Origin of the sequence: Intrasporangium zincisolvens (assembly GCF_034724055.1) — a bacterium.
In the GTDB taxonomy this organism is placed as follows: domain Bacteria; phylum Actinomycetota; class Actinomycetes; order Actinomycetales; family Dermatophilaceae; genus Monashia; species Monashia zincisolvens.
Genome location: NZ_JAWIIL010000003.1, coordinates 615,290 through 635,904, shown reverse-complemented (window position 1 = coordinate 635,904; position 20,615 = coordinate 615,290). Strand labels below are relative to the sequence as shown.

The window sequence follows — 20,615 nt, the reverse complement described above, 5'->3', positions numbered from 1 at the left end:
AGCCTCAGCCCTGCTCGGCGAGGACGTCGTCGACGAGGCCCAGCAAGGTCGAGGTGGTCACGGGGCCCGAGACGCGCGCGGCGATCCGCCCGTCCCCGTCGAGCACGAGCGTCGTCGGGGTGGCCGACGCCTTGCCCTGGAGGGCGAGCAGCGGCACCCCGCCGTCGTAGGCGAGCGAGGGGTAGGTGACGCCCTTGGCCTTCTGGAACGCGAGGCCGGTCTCGGGGCCCTCGAGCTTGTCCATGCCGATGAAGACGACGTCCTTGCGGTCGGCCTGGACCTTCTCCCAGGCCTTTTGCAGGGCGGGCGTCTCCTCGATGCACGGCGGGCACCACGAGCCCCAGACGTTGACGACGACGACCGCGCCGTCCTTGTCCTTGAGCGACCACGGCTCGCCCTCGAGCGTGGTGCCGAGCAGCTCGACGGGCTCGCCGCGCTGGCCGGGAGCCAGCTGCTCGATCGAACCGTCGCCGGCCACGTAGCCCTTGCGGTCGCCGGAGCGGGCCTGGGACTCCACGGAGTTCGGGTCGGACGTGCAGGCCGCGGTGAAGAGGGCCAGGCCGCAGGCCATGGCGACGGCGCCCCAGCGCAGCGCGGTGCGTCGGTCGAGCTCGGCCATCAGGCGCCCACGCTCCTGCTGGCCCCGGCGAGCAGCGCGAAGGCAGGCTCGGAGTAGGTGATCGAGGCGAGCTCGTCGCCGACGTAGGTCAACGACGTCAGCGAGGCCAGGGTGCAGACGCGCTTGCGCGGGTCGTGCCACAGGCGCCGGCCCTCGAGCTTGTTGCGGACCGTCCACACCGGCAGCTGGTGCGAGACGACGACGGCCTCGTGGCCGCGGGCGGCCTCGCGCGCGGCGTCGACGGCGGACAGCATCCGGGCGGCGATGGCCTCGTACGGCTCGCCCCACGACGGCTTGGTCGGGTTGGCGAGGACGTGCCAGTGCCGCGGGTGCAGGAGGTCCTTCTTGCTGGTGCGGCCGCCCTCGAAGTGGTTGGCCGACTCGATGAGGCGGGCGTCGGTCGCGATGGCGAGGCCGTGGCTGCTCGCGATCGGCGCCGCGGTCTCCTGGGCCCGCTCGAGCGGGGAGGCGACGACGTACGTGACGTCGTTGGTCGCCAGGTGCGCGGCGACGACGTCGGCCATCTCGCGGCCGAGGTCGCTGAGGTGGTAGCCCTCGAGGCGCCCGTAGAGCACGCCGTCGGGGTTGTGGACCTCGCCGTGGCGCATGAGGTGCACGACGGTCGTGTCGGCGGTGGTGTCGGCGGGTCCCCCGCTGCCTCCGTCCGTGCTCTGCGTCATGTGCCCCAGTGTCTCAAACGGTCCGCGAACGACCGAATCCGCGGTCGACCCCCGGGTTGCGCGCCGCGTCGGGAGACGGTAGATGAGATTCCCGGCGCCGCCCGACGCGTGCGCCCTACACTCCCGGCGTGTCCCTCTCGGTCTGGCTCGCCCTCTGCGCCGCGGGCGTGCTCATCTCCCTGACGCCGGGCGCCGGCGCGGTCAACACCATGGCCAACTCGATCGGATCGGGCTGGGCCCGCGCCATCTGGGGCATCCTCGGGCAGCAGGCGGCCCTGCTCGTGCACATCGCCGTCGTCGCCGCCGGCGTCGGCGTCGTCGTCGCCGGCTCGCCGGTGCTGTTCAGCATCGTGCGCTACGCCGGCGCCGCCTACCTCGTGCTCCTCGGCGTCCGGCAGCTCCGGGCCCGCGGCAAGGCCGGGAACGAGGGCGAGGTCGTGCGCGAGTCGGGCTGGTCGATGTTCCGGCGAGGCCTGCTCGTCAACCTCACCAACCCGAAGGCCGTCGTGTTCTTCCTCGCCTTCACCCCGCAGTTCATCGACCCCAACCGGCCGCTCGTCCCGCAGTACGCGCTGCTCGCCGCGACCGTCGTGGTCATCGACGTCGTCGTCATGTGGTTCGTCTTCGCGCTCGCGGCGCGAGGGCTGCGGCGCCTCACGGCCCGCGAGTCGGGGCGTCGCACGCTCGGACGCGTCTTCGGCAGCCTCTTCGTCGGCGCCGGCGTCCTGCTCGCCACCGTCCACTGACGCCCCCGGCGGCACGCGGGCGGCCCCACGCGGGACGGTGCCCACCCGACCGGTCCATGGTCGAGCGGGCACGGTCCCGGCGTCGTGGGGAACCTCAGACGAGCTCGGGCACGTCGAGGTGGGCGAGGACCAGCTCGAACTCGGCCACCGCGGTGATCCGCATGCCGGTCTCCTGGGCCAGGTCGGCACGCAGGCCCATCGCGGCGTCGCGGGCCCTGTCCATCGCCTCGGTGGAGTCGTAGGACGCCGTCACGCAGCAGCGACCGGACATCCGGTCCACGAGCATGCTCGCGCTGCAGAAGCCGTCGAGCATCTCGACCCTGGGCATGATCGAGCTCTTGAACATGTCGATGGCCCGGTCCATCGTGGCCGGGTCGCCCTCGGTCCACGTGACGCGGGTGCACGCGCCGTCGGCGGACCGGTGGTCACGGTGCAGGTAGGCGACCTCCCACTCGTCCACGCTCGTCTCGCCGCCGAACATGCTCGCGGCGCGCTCGCGCAGCGGCATGACGGCGTCGGCCGTCGCGCGCATCGCGGCCTCGTCGCGCCAGGCGGTCGTGACGATGCACCGTCCGCTCGCGCGGTCGGCGATGAGGGAGAGCCCGACGCAGCCGTCCATCGCTCTGACCTGCGGCATCACCGAGTCCTTGACGTGCGCGATGCCCGACTCGACCATGCCCGCTTGGCCCGTGACCGTCGTGGAACGTGCGTACACGGCCCACCTCCCTTGCCTCGAGGCTGCGCCCCGACGGCGCCGCCGTCGCCCTCCAGCGTCCTCCCCCGCCCGGCCGCCGACAAGGTCCCGGGCCCCCGCGGAGACCGCAGGGACGCCGGGTCGAGCGGGCCGCGTCAGTCCGGCGTCAGTCCGGCGTCGCCGCCGCGCGCGCCGCAGCGGGCAGCGCGGCGAGCACGTGGCCGACCGCCTCGTCGTCGTGGGCCGCCGACACGAACCACGACTCGAAGGCGCTCGGCGGCAGGTGGACGCCCTGGGCGAGCATCGCGTGGAAGAAGCGGCGGAAGGCGTCGGTGTCCTGCGCCTTGGCGTCGTCGTAGCTGATCACCGCGCCGTCGCGGAAGAACACCGAGAACATCGACCCGGCCCACTGGACGGTGTGCGGCACCGACGCCGCCGACAGCTCGGCGCTCACGGCGTCGGCGATCGTGCGGGCCGCGACGCCGAGGCGCTCGTACACCGCAGGAGTGCAGCCGCGGAGGGTGGCGAGACCGGCGGCCGAGGCGACGGGGTTACCCGACAGCGTCCCGGCCTGGTAGACCGGGCCCTGCGGCGCGAGCAGTGCCATGACGTCGGCCCGCCCGCCGAAGGCCGCGGTGGGGAACCCGCCGCCCATGACCTTGCCGAACGTGTACAGTTCGGCGGCACCCGACGGGTGCTCCTCGCAGCCGTAGTACCCCGAGGCCGAGGCGCGGAAGCCGGTCATGACCTCGTCCGACACGAGCAGCGCGCCGTGGGCCTTCGTCACCCGGCGCAGCGCCTCCGTGAAGCCGGGGGCCGGCGGCACGACCCCCATGTTTCCGGGCGCCGCCTCGGTGATGACGGCCGCGATCTCCTCCCCGCGCTCCGCGAACGCCGCCTCGAGGGCCGGGACGTCGTTGTAGGGCAGCACGATCGTCTCCCCCGCGCTCGAGCGCGGCACGCCGGCGGAGTCGGGCAGCGCGAACGTCGCGACGCCGGAGCCGGCCGAGGCGAGCAGGGCGTCGACGTGGCCGTGGTAGCAGCCGGCGAACTTCACGACGACGTCACGGCCGGTGAAGCCGCGGGCCAGGCGGATCGCCGACATCGTCGCCTCGGTGCCCGAGTTGACGAGGCGCACCTGCTCGACGGGCTCCATCCGCGCGACGATCTCCTCGGCGAGGAGCACCTCGTTCTCCGAGGGCGTGCCGAACGAGAAGCCTTGCGCCGCAGCCTCGGTGACCGCGCGCAGCACGTCGGGGTGCGCGTGGCCGAGGATCATCGGGCCCCACGAGCAGATGAGGTCGACGTACTTCTTGCCGTCGGCGTCGGTGAGCCACGCGCCCTGGCCGCTGCGCATGAAGCGCGGCGTGCCGCCGACGGCCCGGAAGGCGCGCACCGGTGAGTTGACGCCGCCGGGGATGACGCGTCCGGCCCGCTCGAGGAGGGCCGCCGAGGCGGGGGCGTCGGTCGTGTCGGGGGCGGTCGTGGGCTGGGAGCTCATGCCCCCATTGTCGCAACCGCCGTGACGCAGCCGGTCAGCGGCCGCTCGCGCCCTCGGGGTCGAGGTGGTCGCGGACGATCGCCATGGCGTCGCCGATCGCCTGGAACTGCTCGCGGGTCATGATGTCGACGAGGTTGTCGCGCACGCTCTGCACGTGGACCCTCGAGATGTCCTGGGTTGCCGCGAGACCGCCCGGTGTCAGCACGAGCTCGACGCCGCGCTTGTCCTCCAGGCACGACTCGCGCGCGACCCAGCCGCGCTCCTCGAGGCGCTTGGCCGTGTGGGTGAGCCGGCTGCGCGACTGCACGACCATCGAGGCGAGCTCGCTCATCCGCAGCCGGTGCTGCGGGCTCTCCGAGAGCATCGAGATGATCTCGTACTCGCTCAGCGCGATGCCGGCGTCGCCGAGCGCCTCGTCGAGCGCCCGCTCGAGCAGACGCGTGCCGCGCAGCACGGCACGCCACGACCGCTGCTCGCCGTCGTCGAGCCACCTCACGCCGTCGTCCCCTGAACCACCGGCCATGTGCACCTCCTGCGCCCCCTGATCGTAAGGCGTCAGGCGAGCCAGTCGGCCGCGTCGAGGGCGAAATACGTCAGGACGACCTGCGCGCCGGCGCGGCGGATCGAGGTCAGCGACTCCAGCGCGGTGGCCCGCAGGTCGATCCAGCCGTTCGCGGCGGCCGCGTGGATCATCGAGTACTCACCCGACACCTGGTAGGCCGCCACCGGCACCGAGGAGCGCTCGGCCGCGGCGGCGACGACGTCGAGGTAGCTCATGGCCGGCTTGACCATGACCATGTCGGCGCCCTCGGCGATGTCGAGGTCGATCTCGCGCAGCGACTCGACGATGTTCGCGGGGTCCTGCTGGTAGGTGCGCCGGTCGCCCTGCAGGCTCGACTGCACGGCCTCGCGGAACGGCCCGAAGAAGGCCGAGGCGTACTTCGCGGAGTAGGCGAGGATGACGGTGTCGGTGAGCCCCTCGGCGTCGAGCGCCTCGCGGATGACGGCGACCTGGCCGTCCATCATCCCGGAGGGGGCCACGACGTGGGCACCGGCGCGCGCCTGCGCCACGGCCATCTCGGCGTAAAGCTCGTTCGTCGCGTCGTTGTCGACGCGGCCCTGCTCGTCGAGCACGCCGCAGTGGCCGTGGTCGGTGAACTCGTCGAGGCACGTGTCGGCCATGATCACGAGGTCGTCGCCCACCGCGTCGCGCACGGCGCGGAGCGCGAGGTTGAGGATGCCGTCGGGGGCGATGCCGCCGGACCCGGTGGCGTCCTTGGTCTCCGGGACGCCGAAGAGCATGATCCCGCCGACGCCGGCGGCCACGCAGCGCCGCGCCACGTCGACGACGCTGTCGAGGGTGTGCTGCTGGACCCCCGGCATGCTCTCGATCGGGCGTGGCTCGCGCAGGCCCTCGGCGACGAAGACGGGCAGCACGAGGTCACGCGGGTGCACCCGGGTCTCGGCCACGAGGGACCGCAGCACCGGGTTCTGCCGCAGGCGACGAGGACGTTCGATCACCCGACGCTCCTCAGCGGGCGCGGCGGCGCGAGGCCGGACGCTTGTCGCTCGGGCGCTGCACCGGCTGGCCGGCCTCGCGGGCCGCGACCTGCAGGCCGACGCCGTGACCGGCCAGGGCGTCGACGAGCGCGAGGGCCGAGGCCTCCTGCGCCAGGACGTCGACGCGCAGTCCGTGCTCCTGGGCCGTCTTGGCCGTGGCCGGGCCGATGCACGCGACGACCGTTGCGGCGTGGGGCTTTCCGGCGATGCCGACGAGGTTGCGCACCGTCGAGCTCGACGTGAAGAGCACCGCGTCGTAGTCGCCGCCCTTGATGGCGTCGCGGATCGACGCGGCCGGAGGGGCGGCGCGGACCGTGCGGTAGGCGGTGACGTCGTCGACCTCCCAGCCCATGTCGCGCAGGCCGGCGACGAGGGTCTCGGTGGCGATGTCGGCACGCGGCAGCAGGACGCGGTTGATCGGGTCGAGCACCTCGTCGAACTCGGGCCACTCCTCGAGCAGGCCGGCGGCCGACTGCTCGCCGGCGGGCACGAGGTCGGGGTTGATGCCCCACTCGCGCAGCGCGTCGGCGGTGACGCCACCGACGGCCGCCACCTTGAGACCGGCGAAGGCGCGCGCGTCGAGACCGAACTCCTCGAACCGCTCGCGGACCGCGCGCACGGCGTTGACCGACGTGAAGCCGATCCACTCGTAGCGCCCGGTGACGAGGCCCTTGACGGCCTTCTCCATCTGCTGCGGCGTGCGCGGCGGCTCGACGGAGATCGTCGGGACGACGTCGGCCGTGGCGCCGTAGCCGGCGAGGCGGTCGACCATCGGGCCGGCCTGAGCCTGGGTGCGCGGCACGAGGACCTTCCAGCCGAAGAGCGGCTTGGTCTCGAACCACGCGAACTCCTCGCGCAGGTCGACGTTGGGGGAGACGACGGCGAGCGAGACCTCGAGCGGCTCCTTGCCGGAGAAGAGGCGGTCGACGGCCTCGAGCGAGGACGTGACCGACGTCTGGCGGACCGTCGTCGGGTTGGTCGTCAGGGCCACGAGCGACTCGCCGGGGCGACCCGCCGCGAGCAGAGCGGCCAGCGCCTTGCGGATGGTCTCGGTGTTGCCGAGCAGGACGAGGGTGTCGGCGTCGGCCGTGTACGGCGCGAGGTCGAGCCCGGCGTGCTCGGTGGCGAGGACGTGGACGGCGCCGGTGGCCTTGGACGTCAGCGGCACGCCGGCGTACGTCGGCCCGGCGGTGACGGCCGAGACGCCCGGCACGACGTCGAAGGTCAGCCCGGCCCTGCGGCAGGCGCGGACCTCCTCGGCGAGGCCGTTGAAGGTGGCGGGGTCGCCGTCCATGAGGCGCACGACGAGGCCGGACGGGCCGACCGCCTTGGCGGCCTTGACGACGAGCTTGGCGCGGACCGCGTGGGTCAGCTCCTGGCCCTGCTCGCCGTGGCCGGCGTCGATGACCTCGACGTCGGGACGCGCGTGAGCCAGGACGACGTCCTCGCGGGCGACGCGGTCGAGCACGACGGCGTCAGCGGCCGCGAGCAGGTCGCGGGCGCGCAGCGTCAGCAGGCCCGGGTCACCCGGACCCGACCCGACGAAGGCGACGCGGGCGGGAGAGGTCGAGAGCGTGGGGGTCGACGCCGTCTGCTCCGACGGCTGGCGAGACTGGGTCACGAAACTTGCTCCGGTCGGTGTGAGGCGTGCGGTGAGTCGGTGTCGTACGGGGCGTCGTGCGGACTGCCGTACGGGTCGTTCGGTGGATCGCTGTCGGTCGTTGCTCCGACCGGGGCGGGGGCCCCGACCGGGGTGCCGGTGATCTCGGCGGCGCCGTCCTCGAGGCAGACGTGCGCGAGCCGGCGCCCGAGGTCCTCGGGCTCGTCGTACCCGCCGACGAGCGAGCGACGCAGCTCGACGGCGCCGTCCTCCGTGCCGACGAAGGCACGCAGCGACAGCACCGGGCCGTCGTCGTCCTCGACGACCTCGGCCAGCGCCCCGACGGGGGCGGTGCAGCCGGCCTCGAGGGTGCGCAGCAGCGACCGCTCGGCGAGGACGCAGGTACGGGTGTCGGGGTCGTCGAGCGGGGTGACCGCGGCGAGCACGTCGGCGCGGTCGGACCGGCACTCGACGGCGAGGGCACCCTGGCCCGGCGCCGGGAGCACCTGGATCGGGTCGAGCACCTCGGTGACCTCGTCGAGGCGGCCGAGGCGGGCCAGGCCCGCTCGCGCGAGGACGACGGCGTCGAGGGTGCCCGACGTGACGAGGCCGATGCGGGTGTCGACGTTGCCGCGGATCGGGCGGACCTCGATGCCGAGACCGAGCGCGGCGAGCTGGGCGGTGCGACGCGGCGAGCCGGTGCCGACGACCGACCCGGCAGGCAGCTCGCCGAGGGTCAGGCCGTCGCGGGCCACGAGCACGTCGCGGCTGTCCTCGCGCTGCGGGACCGCGGCGACGACGAGACCGGGCTCGGGCGTCGTCGGGAGGTCCTTGAGCGAGTGGACGGCGACGTCGATGCGGCCGTCGAGCAGGGCCCTGCGGATCGCGGCGGCGAAGACGCCCGTGCCGCCGATCGCGGTGAGCAGCTCGCCGGAGGTGTCGCCCTCGGTCGTGATCTCGACGAGCTCGACGGCGTGGCCGAGCGCGCGGAGCCGGTCGGCGACCCAGGCGGACTGGGTCGTGGCGAGGGCGGAGCGGCGGGTGCCGAGGCGCAGCGTGGTCATGCGCCACCTCCCCGCTTCGGAGGGGTCGACACGTTGGCGACGTCCTTGGGCTCGAGGTCGAACAGCTCGCGCAGGGCGGCGGCGTAGTCGTCGCCGCTGCCCTCCATCGCGAACTCCTTGACGCGTCGGGTCGGGGTGTGGAGCAGCTTCTCGACGATGCGGTGCACGGCGAGGCCGATCTCGGCGCGGGTGCCCTCGTCGAGGCCGGGCAGGCGCTGGTCGAGCCGATCCATCTCGCCGGCGACGAGCTCGGCGGCCCGGGAGCGCAGCGCTGCGACGGTCGGCGCGACGGTCTTCTCGACGCGTCGGGTCAGGTAGTCGGCGACCTCGCCCGTGACGAGCTCGCGGACGCGGACGACCTGGGTGGTGTCGGCGCGGCCCTCGAGGAGCCGCCCGAGGTGCTGGAGGTCGAGCAGCGCGACCGAGTCGACCGGCGTCGACCACGTGTCGGCGGGCTCGACGTCGCGCGGGAGTGCGAGGTCGACGACGACCTGCGGGCGGCCGTCGCGGCGGGCCGCCGCCGTGGCGAGGTCGGCCCCGGTGACGACGTGCCCGACCGCGCCGGTGCACGTGATGACGAGGTCGGCCTCGGCGAGGACGTCGGGCAGCTCGGACCACGGCCGGGCCGTGCCCTGGGTGGCCGCGGCGAGGCGCTCGGCGCGCTCGGGCGTGCGGTTGACGACGGTCAGCTCGCCGATGCCGCCGCGCTGGGTGGTGGCCGCGGCGAGTCCGCTCATGGCGCCGGCACCGACGACGGCGGCGCTGCGGCGTTCGAGCGACCCGAGCACCTGGGCGGCCTGCTCGAGGGCGATCTGCACGAGCGAGACGCTGTGCCGGTCGATGTCGGTCTCGGAGTGGGCCCGCTTGCCGACCCGGAGGGCCTGCTGGAACAGGGAGTTCAGCGACTCGCCGGCCTGGCCGCGCTGCTGGGCGCCGGAGAGCGCGTCACGCATCTGGCCGAGCACCTGCGCCTCGCCGACGGCCATCGAGTCGAGGCCGCACGCGACGGTGAAGGTGTGGGCGACCGCGGCGTCGTCGAAGCGCACGTAGAGGTGGTCGGCCAGCGACTCGGCGCGGGCGGCCAGGGCCTCGGCCGGGTCGGTCGGCACCGCGTGCGAGGTGGTGACGACCTCGCCCTGCTCGATGCCCGCGGCGAGCGCGAGCGCCTCGCCGATGGCGGCGACGGCCGGGTGGAAGGCGGCGACCTCGGCGTAGACCTCGAGCCGGTTGCACGTGGAGAGCACGACGGCCTCCGACGCCGTGGCCGAGCCGAGCACCGAGCCGGCGATGGCCTCGGCGCGGTCGGGCCGCTCGGACAGCGCCTCGAGCACCGAAAGGGGCGCGGTGTGGTGGGACAGTCCGATGACGAGCAGGCTCATCGCGCCACCGCCGATCGCAGCTCGCCGGCCGCGAGCGCCTTGCGCTGCGCGTGGAAGGCGAGGATCTGCAGCTCGGTGGAGAGGTCCACGCGGCGCACGTCGACGCCCGCGGGGACGGAGAGCACCGCCGGCGCGAAGTTGAGGATCGAGGAGATGCCGGTGCCCACGAGCGCGTCGCACACGGCCTGCGCGGCCGGGGCCGGCGTCGCGATGACCCCGATCGCGATGGGGTCGACGGCGTGGTGGGCGGCGATCTCCGACAGCGGCCGGATGCGGACGCCCACGACGAGCTCGTCGGCGAGCGCCGGGTCGTCGTCGTAGAGCCCGACGATGCGGAAGCCCTTGGTGACGAAGCCGGAGTAGGACGCGAGCGCGTGGCCCAGGTTGCCCATCCCGACGATGGCCACGGGCCAGTCCTGGGTCAGACCGAGGGCCCGGGAGATCTCGAGGGCGAGCGTCTCGACGTCGTAGCCGACGCCGCGCACACCGTAGGAGCCGAGGTGGCTCAGATCCTTGCGCAGCTGGGCCGAACGCACGCCGACCTCGGCCGCGAGCTCTTCGGACGACACCGACAGCACGCCGTCCTCAGCGAGCCGGGACAGCGTCCGCAGGTACTCAGGAAGCCGCGCGACGGTTGCGTCGGGGATCTCTCGACGCAGAACAGGGTCGGCGGACACGCTTGCTCACCGGCTCCTCTCGCAGAGGCGTTCGAGGCGAACGCGGAGCACGTAAGGACCTGTTCAGGCTAGACGTTTGTGAAGCCATGCACAAAGTTGACGTGACGGGCCTATCAGACGTAGAGACGCCCCCGGGCACCGGTCCCCCTCACCCCTCCGCCAGGGCGCGTCGCAGGCGCGCCTCGTCCACCCGCCAGAAGTCGTGCCGGCGACCGTCGACGAACGTCACCGGGATCTGTTCCCCGTACCGCCGCACGAGGTCCGGGTCCTCGTCGACGGAGCGCTCCTGCCAGGTCACACCGAGGTCGGCCGTGACCCGTTCGACGACGGCCCGGGCCTCGTCGCACAGGTGGCAGCCCTCGCGCCCGAGCAGCACGACGCGGGGCGGCGGAGCGCTGCCCCCGGCGTCCGTCGGGCTGGTGCCGGGACCGTCGGTCGTGCTCATGGACCCACTGTAGGTCGCCTGCCTCGGGGCCCCGGGGCGGACGCCGCGCGCTACCGATCGGTAGCAGATCGGTCACATCGGGCGAACGCACTGTGATCCGGGCGCATGTTGGGCCAGACTGTGACGGATGCGCACGAGGAGGACGCCGGCACGCCGGCAGCCACGTGGTGCCGCACCGGGGACGGTCCCGGCCGCGGCCCTGTCCTCCCCTGCCCTCGCGACCGGCTCCCTCGGTGCTGCCACGCTCGGCACCGGGCCCCTCGTCCCGGTCCTGCCGTCGTGGCGCTCGGCGCTCGATGCCATCTGGGCCGCCCTCGAGGACGGTGCCACCGAGCGCTTCACCCTCGGCGGCCAGGGCGGTGCCGGCCGCGCGACCGGACCGGGAGGCCGCGGCACCCGCACCCTCGAGCGCGACGTCGCCGAGCAGGCCCGCATCACGGCGCTCGTCGAGCTTGCCCAGGGCGGCGACCGCGAGGCCTTCGCCCAGCTCTACGACGCGTACGTCGACACCGTCTTCCGCTACGTCCTCGTGCGCGTCGCGAGCCGGCAGCTGGCCGAGGACCTCACGTCCGAGACGTTCCTGCGGGCGATGCGGCGCATCGACACCTTCACGTGGCAGGGCCGCGACATCGCCGCATGGTTCGTCACCATCGCGCGCAACCTCATCGCCGACCACGTGAAGTCGGCGAAGTTCCGCTTCGAGGTCACGACCGCCGACATGCGCGACGCCGACGAGCGCGTCGACGCCCCCGACGCCGAGGTCCTCGCCCGGCTGCGCGACGAGCGGCTCGTCGAGGCCATCCGCGGCCTGGGCCCGGACCAGGCCGAGTGCATCACGCTGCGCTTCCTGCAGGGCCTCAGCCTCGCCGACACCGCCAAGGTCATCGGCAAGTCGGAGGGCGCCGTCAAGCAGCTGCAGCTGCGGGCCACGAGGGCCCTGCGCAAGACCCTCGAGGGGGTCGAGCTGTGAACCCCGTAACGCCTGGGGCACCTGCGTCGTTCTCACGACAGCGGGACGGTTCGTGTGGGGCCGCACCGCAGCCCCTCTCGCTCCCCGGCACCCCGGGGCGCATGACCGAGACTTCGACTCCGACGACACCGAGGGCAGGGCACGACACGACGCACCACCCGCACCCCGCAGCCACCGCGCACCGCCGCGCACCCCTGACGCCGACGCTGCAGCGGCCGGTCCGCCGCGCCTTCGTGGCGCCGCCGCGGACGCCGGCTCCGGCGCCGGTCCCCTTCAGGGCACCGACGCGCGCCGGTCGAGGCGGTCCGCCGCCTGAGCTCCACGCCTGACGCACGACCCGAGCACACCGCCTGCACCACCGGCCCACCGCACCGACACCGACCGCACGACCCGAGCACCGAAGGAGGAGAGAGATGGACCTCGGCCCCACGTCCGACGCCGACCTCCTCCAGCGTGCCCTCGAGAGCGAGCGGGTCACCGAGCCGGGCATCCTCGAGCTCGTCGCGGTCGTGCACGCCGTCACCGCGGTCGACCAGGCGGGCCTGGCCCCGCGCCGCGAGTTCGTCACCGACCTGCGGGCCCGGCTCCTCGAGGACGACGGCGGCATCGCCGCCCCGGTCGTCCCCCTCGGTGGCCCGTCCGGCGACTCCCCCACCCAGCCGCTGACGCCGACGAGCGCCCCCAGCACTGGCGGCCCCGAGTCCCGCAGCGACGCGTCCGGCGTCGACACCGAGCCCGACGGCTCGGGTGACGGCTCGGGCGACGGCCGCGGTCCGACGGGCGGCACGGTGTCGGTGCTGCGCGTCGCCGCCCGCCCGCTGCGCTACGTCGCCGCGGCCGCCGCGGCGCTGCTCGTCGTCGGCGGCGCCCTCGGCTGGGCGTCGCGCTCGGCGCTGCCGGGCGACGCCCTGTACGGCGTCAAGCAGGTGCTCGACCGGGCGGCCGTGCAGCTGTCCGGGTCGCGGTTCGACCAGGGCCTGACCTACCTCGCGCAGGCCGAGCAGCACATCGGTGAGGCCCGCGACCTCGTCGACCGCGGCACCCCGGCGGCCGGCGACGTCGAGACCGCGCTCGACCTCGCCTCCGACTCCACGACGCGCGCCCAGACCCTCCTGCTCGACGCGTACCGCAGCGAGAACCGGGCCGACGCGCTGACCGAGCTCGCCGACTTCTACGCCCGGGCGCTCCCGCAGGTCGACGCGCTCCGTGACCAGGTGCCCGCCGCGGCCCTCCCGTCCTGGCAGCGACTGCACGACCTGCTGACCCAGAACCGCGTCACCGTGCTGCGCGAGCTCGCCGCCTGCTCGGCCTGCGGCGACCGCGCCACCCAGGCGCGCCAGCTGCTGTCGGCGGTCGTCACGCCCACGTCGTCCTCGTCCGGCCCCTCCACGCTCCCCCAGCCGTCGGCGAGTCGCCCGACCGCGCCGGCGCCGCCACGCGCCACCGTCCCGCGACAACCCGGCAGCACGGTGACCGTGCCAGGGGTCGGCGGAGTCCCTCTTCCCGGCCTCGGCGTCACCGGCGGCGTGACCCTGCCCGGCAGCACCATCCAGCTGCCGGGCGTCGGCGTGTCCTCGTCCTCGGTCGGGGTCGGCGGTGGCGGCGTCACCCTGCCGGGCAGCACGGTCCACCTGCCGAGCGTCAGCGCGACGGGCGGCACGATCGGCGTCGGCGGCGGGGGCGTCTCGGTCACCGGTCTGCCGTCCATCCCGCTGCCTTCGGTGAAGGTCACCGTCCCGAGCCTCCCGCTCAAGACGCTCCTGCCCTGACCCACTGAGGCGCGAACGCCTGGGTGCCCGGCGCACCCGGGGGCTGCCTCCTGCCGCCTCCCTATGGGTCGAGTGGCCGGATCGAACCGGCCGAACGCCTCCCCAGCGTCGTTTCGGCCCGTCGATCCGGCCACTCGGCCCGTCGCGGTGGGCAGAGGGGGCCGGACGCGTCGGGTGGCGGATGCGTCGGGTGGCGGACGCGTCGGGTGGCGGACGCGTCGGGCGACGGACGCGTCGGGCGACGGTCAGAGGAAGACGGACTTGCGCTGCATGAGCAGGCTGTAGAGCGTCTGCTGGATCGTCTCGCGCACCTGGTCGGTGAGGTCGAAGACGAGCATCGGGTCGTCGGCCGCGTCGGGACCGAAGGACGTCGTGTCGATGGGCGGCCCGAACTCGATGAGCCACTTGCTCGGCAGCGGGATCATGCCGAGCGGGCCGAGCAGCGGGAACGTCGGCGTGATCGGCGCGTACGGCAGGCCCAGCAGCCGCGCGACGGCGGGCATGTTGCCGAGGATCGGGTAGATCTCCTCGGCACCGACGATCGACACCGGCACGATCGGCACCCCGGCACGCAGGGCGGCCGACACGAAGCCGCCGCGGCCGAACCGCTGGAGCTTGTAGCGCTCGCTGAACGGCTTGCCGACGCCCTTGAAGCCCTCGGGCCACACGCCGACGAGCTCGCCGCCGCGCAGCAGCCGTTCGGCGTCGGTGTTGGCCGCGAGCGTCGAGCCGGACCGGCGCGCCATCGTGCCGATGAACGGCAGCTGGAAGACGAGGTCGGCTCCGAGCATGCGCAGGTGCCGGTGCTGCGGGTGCTCGTCGTAGACCGCCACCTGGGTCATGAGCGAGTCCATCGCCACGGTGCCGGAGTGGTTGCCGACGACGAGCGCGCCGCTCTCGGCCGGGATGTTCTCGATGCCACGCACCTCGACGCGGAACCACGACCGGTAGAACGGGCGCAGCAGCGGCAGGTGGACGTGGACGGTGTAGTCCTCGTCGAAGCCGAACTCGTCGACGGTGTAGTCGCCCGTGAGCCGGCGCCGGAGGTAGGCGAGGGTCTCGGCGACCTGCCGCTCGACGTCCTCGGCGGGCAGCCCGGCCGACGTCGCCGCCGCGCGGAAGACGTTGACGGCGAGCTCGACGAGCTCGGCCGGGCCGGGGCGGGACTCGCTGCTGAACTCGGCGGCCTCGAGGACGGCGCCGACGAGGCGCTCCGCCTTGGACTGCAGCCCGGTGAGGCCGAGGGCGCTGGCGAGGTCGGAACCCTCGGAGGTGACGTCGCCGGTCTCGGACTCCTCGATCGGCGGCACGGCCCGCAGCCGGGCCCGCTCGCGCACCTCCTCCACCGAGGGCGACGCTGGAGTCGACGCCGGAGGCAGGGGCACCCGCCGCGGCGGACGCGTCCGCACGGGCGGCGTCCTCGGGGGCTCGACCGACGCGGCGGTGTCACGATCGGCCGTGCCGTCGGGCGTGCCGGGTGGGTCGGACGTGTCGGCGACGGGCTTGCGGGGGCGTCCGCCCGGACCGGGCTCGTCGGTGGGAACCGCCGTCGGGTGCGCGGCCCGGGAGGCCGACTCGGTGCGGTCGGTGCGGCCGGCACGGATCGCCGCGCGGCTCGGTCGGGACCGCGGCGTCGGGGCCGACGCGTCGTCGTCGGTCCGGGCGTCGCCCGCGGTGGACGGGGGCGCGTCGGTCGGCTCGAGGAGGTCCTCGGCCGCCGACGTGACCGGCTCGGCCGGGTCGACGGGCTCGATGGGCTCGACGGGTGCGGCCTGCTCCTGGCCGCCCTGCTCGACGCGCCGACGCCGCGCAGCACTCAGCTCGACGGTGTCTGCGGACAGCAGCGGCGTGCCGGACCGGCGCAGCCGCTCCCCCGACGCCCGCGCGGCCCCGGCGGCGAACGCGCCCCGGGGCGGCCTCGACGCTGCCGTCGCGGCCTTCTTCGCGGGTGCCGCCGTCGCCGGGGCCGCGGCGTCCTGGGGCTCTGTCGCCGCGCCCGCCGATGCGTTCGCTTTCTTCCCCTTCGACGAGGCCTTCTTCGCGGCCCTCGTCGCGGGGGGCTTCTTCGCCGCCGACTTCTTCGGCGCCGACTGCTTCGCGGTCTTCTTCGCGGGCGGGCGCGCCGCGGACGTGCCGTCAGTGCCGTCGGCGGCGCCGGTCGCGCCCGTCACGTCGGTCGGGCCGGTCGGGGTGTCCGGTTCCTGGCGGGCGGGGCTCACGGCTGGATCCTGTCGAAGACGCGGGCGATGGCGGCGGCCGTGCCTCCGGCGGCGTCGGTGACGGCGTCGGACACGCCGTCGACCCCCGGAACGGCCGGACGCAGGTGGTGGGCGTAGTGCTCGAAGGCCGACCGCGTCGTGTACTGCGGCTCGAACCCGAGGACCTCGCGCATCCGGTGGGTGTCGAGGCCCCGGCCGAAGGCGAGGAAGGTCAGCTGGTCGCGGGAGAAGTCGGCCAGGCCGCTACGGCGGACGACGCTGCCGAAGATGCCTGCGGCGGCGAGCGGCACCGGCAGGATGGGACGGCGCGCGATGGCGGTGCACTGGGTGACGGTGAGGAAGCCGTCAGCCGCGACGTTGACGATGCCGACCGCCGGGCCCGTGGTCGCGAGGATCATGGCGGCCGTCGCGTCGTCCTCGTGGAGGAACTGGAAGCGCGCGTCGAAGCCGAGGGGCACCGGCACGACCGGCAGGGCGAAGTAGTCGGTGAGCGCGGTGTGGATGCTCGGGCCGACGACGTTGGCCAGGCGCAGCATCGTGATCTCGACGTCGGGGCGTCGCCGGGAGAAGCCCCGCACGTAGCCCTCGACCTCGACGGAGTCCTTGCCGAAGCCGGCGCGCGGCATGGCCTTGGGGCTCATGTCCTCGCTGAACACCGCGGGGTCACGCGGCGACGAGCCGTACACGGCGGCCGAGGACTTGACGACGAGGCGGCTCACCGACTCCGACTTCTGGCACGCGGCGAGCAGCTGCATCGTGCCGATGACGTTGATCTCCTTCTGCGTCATCCGGCCACCGGTGTCCTTCGGGGTGGCGATGACGTTCATGTGCACGACGGTGTCGACCTTCGCCTGCGCCATGATCCGGCCGATCATCGGGTTGCGGATGTCGGCCCGGACGAACTCGGCGCGGCCGATCGAGTGCCGCGGGGGCACGACGTCGACGCCGAGGATGCGTTCGATGGCCGGGTCGGCCGACAGACGCCGCGCGTAGAGGCCGCCGAGGTACCGGGAGACTCCGGTCACCAGAACGACCTTGGCCATCGGCTCCTCCAGTCCTCGGGTTCGGCGGTCAGCAGGGTGCGACGGTCGGGCCCGGGCGCCGGAGCGCCGGCTCCCTCGTCCTTGGAAAGCCTACCCAGCACTCCCCCGTCCGCGCCGCGCGACGCGGTGTGCGTCTCGTCGCACAGGCCCCGGGATGCGGGCCCTCGTGACCGTCATCCGCCCCCGGAGACGCGAACGACCCCCACCCGAGGTCGGGCGAGGGTCGACGGTGTCCCGGGCCGGGCCCGCGACGGATGACTCCGGGAGGAGTCAGGTCACTTCTTGTTGCGACGCTGGTGACGCGTCTTGCGCAGCAGCTTGCGGTGCTTCTTCTTCGCCATCCGCTTGCGGCGCTTCTTGATGACAGAGCCCATGGTTGTCCTTGTCGTGCGACTGGATTGCTGACGAACGTGCCGACCTGCGTCGACACACCGCCAAAGGCAGTGCAGTCGATGTGTCACGAGCCGAACAGGCTTCACAGCCTAGCGTGTGCGCGGCGTCGAACCCAAAAGCAGTGCCTGACGGACTGGACGTGACGCGCGACGCGACCTCGACGCGAGCCCCGACCACACCTGGCTGGGACGACAAGAGGGCGGTCCGGGCCGTGTGGCCCGGACCGCCCTCTGGTGCGGTGTGACGCTGATGTCACGCGGTGTCGATGTACGACGTCTGCAGGTACTTGTGCACCGCGTCTTCCGGAACCCGGAAGGAGCGGCCGACCCGGACGGCAGGGAGCTCCCCGCCGTGGACGAGCCGGTAGACCGTCATCTTGGACACGCGCATGATCGAGGCGACCTCGGCGACGGTCAGGAACCGCACCTCGGCGAGCTGGCGCTCATTCGACATGTGATACCCCGATCTTCTGTTGGGTGCATCCGCGCGTCGCCGGCTTCCCCTCCGGCGAAACTGCACGCAGGTGCAAGAAGCAACACTAGGGGCAGATGTGACTGGAGGGGAAGTGGACGGGGAAATCCGGCACGGGAAGGCAAGGAGGCGCGCCGAGAGACTCCTGTGATTCCGGAGGCCCGATCGGTACGTCGATCGACCGGTGCGTCAGGGCTCCAGACGGTTCAGGTCGCGCGGGAACAGCGTCACCTCGCGGACGTTCTCGGCCCCGGTCAGGCGCGCGACCCAGCGCTCGAGACCGATCGCGAAGCCGCCGTGCGGAGGCATCCCGTGCGCGAAGGCGTCGAGGTAGCCGGCGAGGAGCGAGGCGTCGTTGCCGGTGCGAGCGAGCGCCGCCGCGTAGTCCGACGGCCGGTGCAGCCGCTGCCCGCCGGTCGTCAGCTCGAGGCCGCGGAAGAGCAGGTCGAAGCTGTTGCTCCACCGCTCGTCGCCCGGCTGCGGGTGCGTGTAGAACGGCCGCTTGGCCATGGGATAGCCCTCCACGGCAAGGAAGTCCGAACCGTGCTCGGCCATCGCCCACTCCCCCAGGGCACGCTCGTGGGCGGGGCTGAGGTCGGGCTCGTCCGGGTCGGCGCCGACGAGTGCCAGCGCGTCGCTGAAATGGACCACCGGGATCTGCTCCGGCACGACGGGCAGCTCGATGCCGAGCGTCGCGACGGCGTCGGAGGCGTCGAGCCGGACCGCCTCGACCATGCCGGCGACCGCCTCGCGGAGCACCGCGAGCACGTCGCGGTGGTCGCGGACGAATCCGAGCTCGGCGTCGAGCGAGGTGTACTGCGCGAGGTGGCGCACCGTGTCGTGCGGCTCGGCGCGGAACACCGGGCCCACCTCGAAGACGCGCTCGAACACCCCGACGAGCATCTGCTTGTAGAGCTGCGGGCTCTGCGCCAGGTAGGCCGTGCGCCCGAAGTAGTCGACGGTGAAGACGTTGGCCCCGGACTCGGTGGCGGTGCCGACGAGCTTCGGAGTGGCGATCTCGGTGAACTCGAGTTCGCCCAGCGCAGAACGGAACCCGCGCATCGACGCCGCGGCGATGGCCCAGGCGGCACGGTGGCGCTGGTGACGCAGCGTCACGGCCGCGTGGTCCAGGAGGGTCGGCAGCCCGGCCCCGAACGTCGGGCGCCACAGCTCGACGGGCGGCGCCTCGGCCGGCTCGGTCAGGGCCTCCAGCACCGGCTCGACGAGCTCTGCGCCGCCGGGTGCCGATGGGTTGAGACTGACGCGGCCGGTGACCCGGACCGTCGTCTCCTCGGGCACGGACGCGAGGGCTGCGAGGGCCTCGGGCTCGCGCACGACGACCTGGGCCAGGCCCGAGCGGTCGCGCACGACGAGGAAGCTGACGCTGGCGAGGACGCGCCGTCGGTGCACCCAGCCCATGAGCACGGCTGCGCCGCCGTCACCGACGGTAGCGAGGTCGCGCGCGAGGACGCGGGCCGGGCCGCCGGCGCCGGCAGATCCTTCAGGGGTGGGTGTCACGTGCGTCGTGACGGTCGCTGGGGTTGGTTGCATTCCGTTCACCTCCGGTGGGTTCGTGCCCCGGAGGTGTGGGCGATGGGGAATGTCGCTGTGCCACCACACCTTCGCCACCGCGGAAGTGCGGTGACCTCTTGTCGTGCTCGGCTCAGGATCGTCAGGCCCGTCGTCGCCGTGCTGGAAAGGGTACGACGACGACACACCGGGTGGCCAGCCGGTATTCAGTGCTGGGCCGCCGGTGCCGCGACGAGCGCGCTTGCGGCTGTGGCGATCCGGGCTCGCTCCTCGTCGGTGAGGTCGAGTCGCGTGAGTCCCTGGTCGAGCAGGATCGGGTCCTCCCCCTCGGCCACCGCCGCGAGCAGACGCCCGTCGGCGAGGCGGTAGGGAGCCACCTCCTTGTCGGTGATGAGACTCGTGTGCTTCGACCCGCTGCCGTCCGGCGCCGTGAACCGGTAGGCCTTGCCGCGGAGGAACACCTCCTGCACGCCGACGACCGGCACCGGCACGAAGCGGAGCGGCTGCTCGGTCGCGTAACTGGCACGGGCGCGGCGCGACCGACGGAAGTGGCGCAGCGGCACCACGGCGCACCCCAGGAAGAGCAGCAGGAGTCCGACGGCCGTGAGGATCCGGTTCGGCAGCTTCTCTAGCGCGACGGACGCCGTGGCGCTCGCCGGGTCGTCGGCGGCCACGACGACGTCGGTCGTGTAGTCGTGCTTGCTGAAGTCGACCCAGAAGTAGTCACGCGCGACCACGTGGGTCTGGCCGTCGACGACGTAGGTCAGCGTCACCGAGCAGTCGGCGAGCGCGAACTTCTTGACGTGGCAGGAGCCCTCGACATCGGCGTCAGTGACGGTGACGGGGTTGGCCCTGATCGCCAGGTCGGGCGCGATCGTCGACCACAGCCACCCCGTGCACCCCACGGCGAGGGCCACGAAGAACGCGACGAGCACCAGCTGCGCCGTGGGCGGGGTGGTCCCGGTACGGATCGCACGGATCGGACGGTCCGGGAAGGACGCGGGGCTCGTGGAGGAGTCGACGTCGGACACTCGCGCGATCCTAGGGCCGGACAGCCCGCCGCGGCGCCGGCGTCGCCTGGACGCAGCGCAGCGAGCGAGGAACGAGCGAGCGGAGCGGAGGAAGGCGACGCCTAAAGGGCGCCGCGGCACGCGCGCGCGAAGCGAGGGCAGATGGCTCCGCCGCGGCGCCGGCGTCGCCTGGACGCAGCGCAGCGAGCGAGGAACGAGCGAGCGGAGCGGAGGAAGGCGACGCC

The 20,615-nt window shown here is 73.6% G+C and carries 20 protein-coding genes; 3 read left to right on the top strand and 17 right to left on the bottom strand.

What is annotated here, in order from left to right; translation table 11 throughout:
• Window positions 1–4: 4 nt before the first annotated feature.
• Together RY076_RS11425 and RY076_RS11420 are read right to left on the bottom strand one after the other, a co-directional pair.
• Entirely contained in the window at window positions 5–619 is a 615-nt protein-coding gene (locus tag RY076_RS11425) for a TlpA family protein disulfide reductase (protein WP_323097894.1), read from the bottom strand.
• A complete protein-coding gene (locus RY076_RS11420) occupies window positions 619–1,299 on the bottom strand; it encodes a histidine phosphatase family protein (protein WP_323097891.1) in 681 nt (226 codons plus the stop codon). Before RY076_RS11420 ends, RY076_RS11425 begins: the two co-directional genes overlap by 1 nt.
• A gap of 128 nt (window positions 1,300–1,427) precedes the next feature.
• Here RY076_RS11420 and RY076_RS11415 point away from each other — a divergent pair, with 128 nt between their 5' ends.
• Window positions 1,428–2,045: a LysE family transporter gene (locus RY076_RS11415; RefSeq protein WP_323097888.1), complete on the top strand. Its 618-nt coding sequence runs from the start codon at window positions 1,428–1,430 to the stop codon at window positions 2,043–2,045.
• A gap of 94 nt (window positions 2,046–2,139) precedes the next feature.
• Here RY076_RS11415 and RY076_RS11410 read toward each other — a convergent pair whose 3' ends face one another.
• From RY076_RS11410 to RY076_RS11370, 9 genes are all read right to left on the bottom strand, one after another.
• Complete coding sequence (locus tag RY076_RS11410; RefSeq protein ID WP_323097886.1) at window positions 2,140–2,760, bottom strand: hypothetical protein; 621 nt, start codon at window positions 2,758–2,760, stop codon at window positions 2,140–2,142.
• Between the two features lie 145 nt (window positions 2,761–2,905).
• Window positions 2,906–4,240: a glutamate-1-semialdehyde 2,1-aminomutase gene (gene hemL / locus RY076_RS11405; RefSeq protein ID WP_323097884.1), complete on the bottom strand. Its 1,335-nt coding sequence runs from the start codon at window positions 4,238–4,240 to the stop codon at window positions 2,906–2,908.
• 34 nt (window positions 4,241–4,274) lie between these two features.
• Window positions 4,275–4,763 carry a MarR family winged helix-turn-helix transcriptional regulator gene (locus tag RY076_RS11400; protein ID WP_323097882.1) on the bottom strand — a complete coding sequence of 163 codons (489 nt, stop codon included), beginning with the start codon at window positions 4,761–4,763 and terminating at the stop codon, window positions 4,275–4,277.
• Between the two features lie 32 nt (window positions 4,764–4,795).
• Window positions 4,796–5,761, bottom strand: coding sequence for a porphobilinogen synthase (gene hemB, locus RY076_RS11395; protein ID WP_323097880.1), 966 nt, complete (start codon window positions 5,759–5,761; stop codon window positions 4,796–4,798).
• A gap of 10 nt (window positions 5,762–5,771) precedes the next feature.
• Window positions 5,772–7,421 carry a bifunctional uroporphyrinogen-III C-methyltransferase/uroporphyrinogen-III synthase gene (locus RY076_RS11390; protein WP_323097877.1) on the bottom strand — a complete coding sequence of 550 codons (1,650 nt, stop codon included), beginning with the start codon at window positions 7,419–7,421 and terminating at the stop codon, window positions 5,772–5,774.
• A complete protein-coding gene (gene hemC, locus RY076_RS11385) occupies window positions 7,418–8,464 on the bottom strand; it encodes a hydroxymethylbilane synthase (protein WP_323097875.1) in 1,047 nt (348 codons plus the stop codon). The genes RY076_RS11390 and hemC overlap by 4 nt, the downstream gene beginning before the upstream one ends.
• Window positions 8,461–9,843, bottom strand: a complete 1,383-nt coding sequence (gene hemA / locus RY076_RS11380; protein ID WP_323097872.1) for a glutamyl-tRNA reductase — start codon at window positions 9,841–9,843, stop codon at window positions 8,461–8,463. Before hemA ends, hemC begins: the two co-directional genes overlap by 4 nt.
• On the bottom strand, window positions 9,840–10,520 hold the full coding sequence (locus tag RY076_RS11375; protein WP_323097869.1) for a redox-sensing transcriptional repressor Rex: 681 nt from the start codon (window positions 10,518–10,520) through the stop codon (window positions 9,840–9,842). The genes hemA and RY076_RS11375 overlap by 4 nt, the downstream gene beginning before the upstream one ends.
• A gap of 148 nt (window positions 10,521–10,668) precedes the next feature.
• Window positions 10,669–10,965, bottom strand: a complete 297-nt coding sequence (locus tag RY076_RS11370) for a glutaredoxin family protein (RefSeq protein ID WP_323097866.1) — start codon at window positions 10,963–10,965, stop codon at window positions 10,669–10,671.
• Between the two features lie 127 nt (window positions 10,966–11,092).
• On the opposite strand from RY076_RS11370, the gene RY076_RS11365 reads away from it, so the two are divergent.
• Both RY076_RS11365 and RY076_RS11360 read left to right on the top strand, forming a co-directional pair.
• Window positions 11,093–11,935, top strand: a complete 843-nt coding sequence (locus tag RY076_RS11365) for an RNA polymerase sigma factor (protein WP_323097864.1) — start codon at window positions 11,093–11,095, stop codon at window positions 11,933–11,935.
• A gap of 413 nt (window positions 11,936–12,348) precedes the next feature.
• Entirely contained in the window at window positions 12,349–13,704 is a 1,356-nt protein-coding gene (locus tag RY076_RS11360) for a DUF5667 domain-containing protein (RefSeq protein WP_323097861.1), read from the top strand.
• Between the two features lie 245 nt (window positions 13,705–13,949).
• On the opposite strand, the gene RY076_RS11355 is transcribed toward RY076_RS11360, so the two are convergent.
• The 6 genes from RY076_RS11355 to RY076_RS11330 form a co-directional block, all read right to left on the bottom strand.
• A complete protein-coding gene (locus tag RY076_RS11355; RefSeq protein ID WP_323097859.1) occupies window positions 13,950–15,923 on the bottom strand; it encodes a 1-acyl-sn-glycerol-3-phosphate acyltransferase in 1,974 nt (657 codons plus the stop codon).
• Window positions 15,920–16,948 carry an NAD-dependent epimerase/dehydratase family protein gene (locus tag RY076_RS11350; RefSeq protein WP_323097856.1) on the bottom strand — a complete coding sequence of 343 codons (1,029 nt, stop codon included), beginning with the start codon at window positions 16,946–16,948 and terminating at the stop codon, window positions 15,920–15,922. The genes RY076_RS11355 and RY076_RS11350 overlap by 4 nt, the downstream gene beginning before the upstream one ends.
• 293 nt (window positions 16,949–17,241) lie before the next feature.
• Window positions 17,242–17,340 carry a 30S ribosomal protein bS22 gene (locus RY076_RS11345; RefSeq protein WP_003792170.1) on the bottom strand — a complete coding sequence of 33 codons (99 nt, stop codon included), beginning with the start codon at window positions 17,338–17,340 and terminating at the stop codon, window positions 17,242–17,244.
• 271 nt (window positions 17,341–17,611) lie between these two features.
• A complete protein-coding gene (locus RY076_RS11340) occupies window positions 17,612–17,812 on the bottom strand; it encodes a helix-turn-helix domain-containing protein (protein WP_013491514.1) in 201 nt (66 codons plus the stop codon).
• A gap of 207 nt (window positions 17,813–18,019) precedes the next feature.
• Complete coding sequence (gene aspS / locus RY076_RS11335; RefSeq protein ID WP_323097854.1) at window positions 18,020–19,381, bottom strand: aspartate--tRNA(Asn) ligase; 1,362 nt, start codon at window positions 19,379–19,381, stop codon at window positions 18,020–18,022.
• A 185-nt stretch (window positions 19,382–19,566) separates the two neighbouring features.
• The gene (locus tag RY076_RS11330; RefSeq protein WP_323097850.1) at window positions 19,567–20,391 is read right to left on the bottom strand and encodes a hypothetical protein; all 825 of its coding nucleotides are present in this window, start codon (window positions 20,389–20,391) and stop codon (window positions 19,567–19,569) included.
• Between the last annotated feature and the right edge of the window lie 224 nt (window positions 20,392–20,615).

What these genes read in the sequence shown, in the direction of transcription:
- RY076_RS11420 (WP_323097891.1), bottom strand. Translation starts at nt 1,299, where the DNA reads ATGACGCAGAGCACGGACGGAGGCAGCGGGGGACCCGCCGACACCACC.
- aspS (WP_323097854.1), bottom strand. Translation starts at nt 19,381, where the DNA reads ATGCAACCAACCCCAGCGACCGTCACGACGCACGTGACACCCACCCCT.
- RY076_RS11370 (WP_323097866.1), bottom strand. Translation starts at nt 10,965, where the DNA reads ATGAGCACGACCGACGGTCCCGGCACCAGCCCGACGGACGCCGGGGGC.
- hemC (WP_323097875.1), bottom strand. Translation starts at nt 8,464, where the DNA reads ATGACCACGCTGCGCCTCGGCACCCGCCGCTCCGCCCTCGCCACGACC.
- hemL (WP_323097884.1), bottom strand. Translation starts at nt 4,240, where the DNA reads ATGAGCTCCCAGCCCACGACCGCCCCCGACACGACCGACGCCCCCGCC.
- RY076_RS11360 (WP_323097861.1), top strand. Translation starts at nt 12,349, where the DNA reads ATGGACCTCGGCCCCACGTCCGACGCCGACCTCCTCCAGCGTGCCCTC.
- RY076_RS11365 (WP_323097864.1), top strand. Translation starts at nt 11,093, where the DNA reads ATGCGCACGAGGAGGACGCCGGCACGCCGGCAGCCACGTGGTGCCGCA.
- hemA (WP_323097872.1), bottom strand. Translation starts at nt 9,843, where the DNA reads ATGAGCCTGCTCGTCATCGGACTGTCCCACCACACCGCGCCCCTTTCG.
- RY076_RS11340 (WP_013491514.1), bottom strand. Translation starts at nt 17,812, where the DNA reads ATGTCGAATGAGCGCCAGCTCGCCGAGGTGCGGTTCCTGACCGTCGCC.
- RY076_RS11425 (WP_323097894.1), bottom strand. Translation starts at nt 619, where the DNA reads ATGGCCGAGCTCGACCGACGCACCGCGCTGCGCTGGGGCGCCGTCGCC.
- RY076_RS11400 (WP_323097882.1), bottom strand. Translation starts at nt 4,763, where the DNA reads ATGGCCGGTGGTTCAGGGGACGACGGCGTGAGGTGGCTCGACGACGGC.
- RY076_RS11345 (WP_003792170.1), bottom strand. Translation starts at nt 17,340, where the DNA reads ATGGGCTCTGTCATCAAGAAGCGCCGCAAGCGGATGGCGAAGAAGAAG.